Source organism: Parabacteroides sp. TM07-1AC (assembly GCF_003480915.1).
GTDB lineage: Bacteria > Bacteroidota > Bacteroidia > Bacteroidales > Tannerellaceae > Parabacteroides > Parabacteroides chongii.
Map to the genome: position 1 here is coordinate 1 of NZ_QUKD01000021.1, position 5043 is coordinate 5043.

General features: G+C 41.9%; 1 protein-coding gene. It reads right to left on the minus strand.

What is annotated here, in order from left to right; genetic code table 11:
* Nucleotides 1-288: 288 nt before the first annotated feature.
* The gene (locus DXD68_RS23880; protein WP_122363913.1) at nucleotides 289-4674 is read right to left on the minus strand and encodes a DUF6383 domain-containing protein; all 4386 of its coding nucleotides are present in this window, start codon (nucleotides 4672-4674) and stop codon (nucleotides 289-291) included.
* Nucleotides 4675-5043: the final 369 nt, after the last annotated feature.

Sequence of the window (5043 nt, forward strand, 5' to 3'; positions counted from 1 at the left end):
ACCAAACAAGATAACAAGGCCTGTAAAGAGGATTTAAATCCTGCTCTTCCAGCATCTTTTTCAGTGGCTATAAAAAACACAAGACCCCGAAGAACTTAATCCCCGGGGCTTGCCTTTTTTGTCTGTCTTTGCTCTTCACAGAGATCGAACAGAAGAACTTTATTTCATTACTTTAGTATTAATACTGACTGCTTGTTCGCCCTCGCGGGGTAATTATCATGGGGCGGTTCGCGAACCACCCCTACGACGCGCGGTCAATTTAAATTTATTGATTATAAATAGTTTCTATTATTTTACAATTGCTTTAACAGCGGCTTCACCTTCTACGGCTACTACAACTACACCGGCAGGAGTAGCGATGGTTGCTTCAGAAGAAGTGATTACTGTATTGGCAATTGTCTGACCAAGTACGTTAGTGATCACTACGTTCTTGCCTTCAGCACCCTTAACAACTACAGCACCGTCGATTGTTGAAACAATCACTTCAGAAGCACTGATTTCGCCGTTTGCTGTCGGGTTAGAATGTTCTGCTGCTAGATCAAACTGATCACCTGCAGCATAGCCCTTAGCTACAACAACCACACCGTTGATGTTCTTCAGGTAACCGTCGTTAGCTACTTCAGGCTGTTTCTTGCCAGCGATGTAAGTGTTATAATCATAATAACCTGTCTGAACCTTGAATGAACCGTCAGATTCATGGTTGATCGGGTTGATATAACGGAACGCGAACTTAGCTGTATTGAAATCGCTTGTGCTCAGGTCGATCACGTCGGAAGCCTTGCCACTCTTTGTATAGTTCTTGTCTGTGATATACAGTTTGTCACCTGTGCGGAAACCGTATACGAAACCTAACTTAGCAAAGTGTTCGCCTGCTTCATTGTCATTGATATACTTATTCGTATGGATAGCACCATTTACATAAGCTACATAAGCAGTGTCGATCAGGTTCACCAGGAAGCGACCGTAAGTCGTATCCGGAGTCAGCTGATGGTTAGCATTGTCGAATGTAGCCGGTTTGTATTCCGGATTAACAGCCAACAGATACTGATAACGATTGTTGTTGCCACGTTTTACATAAGCTGTATCGACATACAGAGCCGGAGCCATAGTAGTCAACTGAGCCTTGTTACCGATGTTCAGGAATTCACCGTTTTCAAACATCTGATCGTAATCATTTTCCTGACGGAAGATGCGGATCGTATCACCCATGCTCTGCAGACGATATTCAGGAGCACCCACTTTCTGTACTTTGAACAGGTCGTTAGAGTTGATCTTAACATAAGCACCGTCTACTTCTACTGCACCCTGTTTTGTCAGCGTTGTTGCGCCATACAGCTTGCTGCCCAGGTTCAATACAAAGTAAGGACTGTAAGCACTATTCAAGTAACCGTCTTTGTCATACATAGGATCGGAAGTGTCACCCTTAGATGTGTTCACACCGATGATGTTGTACAAATCCGTACCCTTTTCTTTCAGGGCGAAGCGATAAGCCTCAGATACATTTTTCGTAGTCTTGAATGATGTGAAGTTCGGATCACAGATCATAGACTGGATTGTTGTAGTCTGCGGATTTTCGTAAGTCAGATATTCGTCGTTAGCCGTATTCTGCAGTGCATAACCAACGATAGCGATTGTATCGTTCTTGCTGAACAGTTTATCGTCTTTGAAGTACTGTGAATAACGGAATGCATAAATAGAGTCGGAAGCAGTCTTGAGGATGCCATCCTTGTCATATTCGCGTGCACCTGTCAGAGGAACAATTCTCCAGTTTACAGCAGCAGCTTCGTCGTGAGACAATCCCAGGAAGTGGCTCTTAGCTGTATGGTTTTCACCTACATAGTAGTCTTCTTCGGCAGAAGCGACCAACAAGCGGAACTGTTCGTCCTGTACATCCGATGTTTTCAGGTCTGCATAACCGTCGCGCTGTACTTTACCGGCTACGATTTCCTCCTTGATTCCTGTGATAACCAATGTATCACGATTTGCAGAAGAAGCGTATTGTGAAGGAGATACTGCATACTTGTTATCACCTAAGTAATACATTGCATTAACAGTATATGATTTGCCACTTTCACGGTTTACGAATGTGAATTTGGTTGCATCTTTCAGACCGGCAACACCCTTCTTATTCAATTCTCCGCTCTGACCGCCTACGTTTACGATCCACTGTCCTTCCGGTTTGCTGAACAGGAATTCAGACTTGTCGGCAGTAGCCAAGTTTGCACCTAATACACGACCATTCAGTATCTTACCATTATTATCCTTTACAGACGGATGGTTAGCGAACTCGATGTTTACATAAGTATAGTTCAACGGGCTGTCATCGCTCTTTGCTTTTACCAGGTTATTCAAGCCCAGTTCGGCAGCTACCCAGTAAGCTTTATCATTAGTAACAGTCAGGTAAACACCCTTCTGAGCACCGGTCTTTACTTCGAAAGAAGAGATATAAAGAGCAGTTGAGAAAGCACTCTTGTCGTATTTCTTCACTTCAATGTTATAAACCGCTTTACCTTTACCGCCTACGTTTGTAGCATTGTCATAGTAGAACTGGAAGTATGGAGCGTAAGTTCCTTTATTGAATTCACCGGTATTTGCCAGAAGTTCGAGCATAGCCTTTTCTCCCAATGTAGTGAACTTATAACCACCATTCTTCAAATCATCCTTGATGCTTGTCCATTCAGAGTCCTTGGTTGTTTCCAGAACAATGTAACGGTCGCCGCTCTTCAAAAGAATTGCCTCATTTACACTTGCATTTGCGTCACCTGTAAGTTCTACTAATTTTTTATTAGTACCGTCATATTTAACCGGAACCAGATCAGCATCGGCAAATACATTACCGGTAGTGATGTCCTTAGTAGCAGCGTCACCGTCCTCGTCGATATATTTGTGTGCCAAAGCAACACCGAAGCTGGTTCTTGAACCGAAGTCGTTCAAAAGTTGACCGACAGTATAAGACTTAGCATCTGCCTGGATAGCGTAAGCAAACAAGGTTAAAGAAGGTTGACCTTGAGCAGCTTTTGCCAGTGCACCATTGCTTATTTCCAGATATGAACCGTCCTTTGTCTGCAAAGAGAATGAACCGTCATATTTCTTACCGGTAAAGTCGGATTCTTCGCCTACTTTCAGATATGTTTTAGGAGATACTTCTTTACCAAATTTATCACATTTCACGAAAGAATAATTGAAGTTGTCACCAGACAAAGCACCGATAACGATCTTCCACTGATCATTCACTGAAGTTGAAGCATCCTTAATCGTCACAATATCACCGGAGTTAACAGACGTCAACTGACCTTTAACAACCAAAGGCAAAGCTTCGCCGGTAGTCTTCAGGTCTGCAGCGATAGTTTGACCTTCAATTACCAAACCACTCTTAGTATAAGCGATGCCTGTGATAGCATTCTCTTTTTTTACTAATGTATAGGTAGGATCGGCAGCCTTTGTTGCAAACTTACCCAAATACTTCTCAGCTTTACCGGCTTTTTCAGCAGCCAGGTTTATCAACTCACCTTCGACAAGCGTCCAGGATTGACCGGCCAGTTCTTTTAAGCCTGTGTTAGAGCTTGAGATAGCGAAAGGAGCAGGGATAGCATTTGTGCTAGCAGTACCACCTACTAATTCAATTTTACCGTCCTTTACATATACACCGGCATCTGTCATACCATCTACGGAAGAACCCGGTTCGGTAGGATCTGCTGTTATGACTTCTACACCTACTGTCTTGTCAGCTGATGTAGATGATTTAAGTTCAGCGATAAGGTAAGCGTCACCATTTTTAACAGCATCTTTAGAAGTAACCAATTCGCCTGCTTCTGTAAACAAATACAGTTTTTCTCCGGCTACTTGTTCTACCGTTTTAATTGTACTTTCACTATTTACAAGGAAGTTGTCGCCGCTCTTCAAAGCACCGTCTTCGTTCAATGTTATCGCGGTAGCACTCCCCTCTTCTTCTAACGTTGCATTACCTGCACTTGTAGGAGCCTTCAAGAACTTTTTGCCAGCTTTTAATGTCAACGCACCTTGATCACCTACTACTGCAGTCCATTTTTCCCCAGCTTCGATCTCTTGGGAGTCGTATTCATTAGCAGCAACAGTACTACTTTGATCAGTTTCAGTCCACTTTACATCATTCGTACCAACAACCTGTTCGGTTTTCTGAGTAGATAAAGCGACTTCAGCATTAGCCTGCAGTTCACCTACAACTGTCTCAGCGTCTGAATACAAATAAGCGTTTCCTTCACCTTTCTCAGCAGTCAAAGAAATAGCACCGCTTGCAGGATCGATCACTACTTCCTTTTCTCCGCTGAGCAGCTTATGGGTTTCCGCTTGAAGTTTAACAGCAATTGCCCGTTGTGTAGAATAAGCATCCGCAGAACCTTTTATTTCCTGAATAGCGCCTTCGCATAAGATCCATCCTTCAGCATCATTCACTTCCAGATAAAATGCTTCTTCAACCTTCTTTACTTTCCAAGCTTTAGTGAATTCAGATTCAATCTTAAAGTTGCAAGCCACAACCTTGGCCGCCGTAGCTTCTGTTGAGCTTTTAGACATTGCTGCCCCTACAAATGTGTTAGCCACCCCGTTACTTGCCGGCAGGATCATTGCGTCTACTGCGTAGAACAATCCACCCGAAGCTAACAGTGCAGCTACTAACGTAGAAAACTTTTTGTTCATAATTTAAAAATTTAATATTAATAATAGTGTTAAAATAGCGTCATAAACCTTGTGAATCTTACCCTGCACCTTTATCCCTTTCTTCCCCTAACTATGTATCTGTTAAAAGGTGTTTAGTAAAATGACGAGATTAATCGATCCTTTTTTCTAGTCATTTCTTGAGTGAATTTTTATTTTATACTGAAAAGTGATAATTTCATACTAACTTTGTTATATAGTTGATAAGAAAGACTATATATTTGCAAAAATAAATTTGAAAAGAATTGCAGGTTTAAAAACTAGTCGTACCTTTGTGACTAGAAAAAAGGATCGTTTAAATTAGTCATTCTGTTTTAACATTTTAATTCACTGTATACCAATCCATTAAAT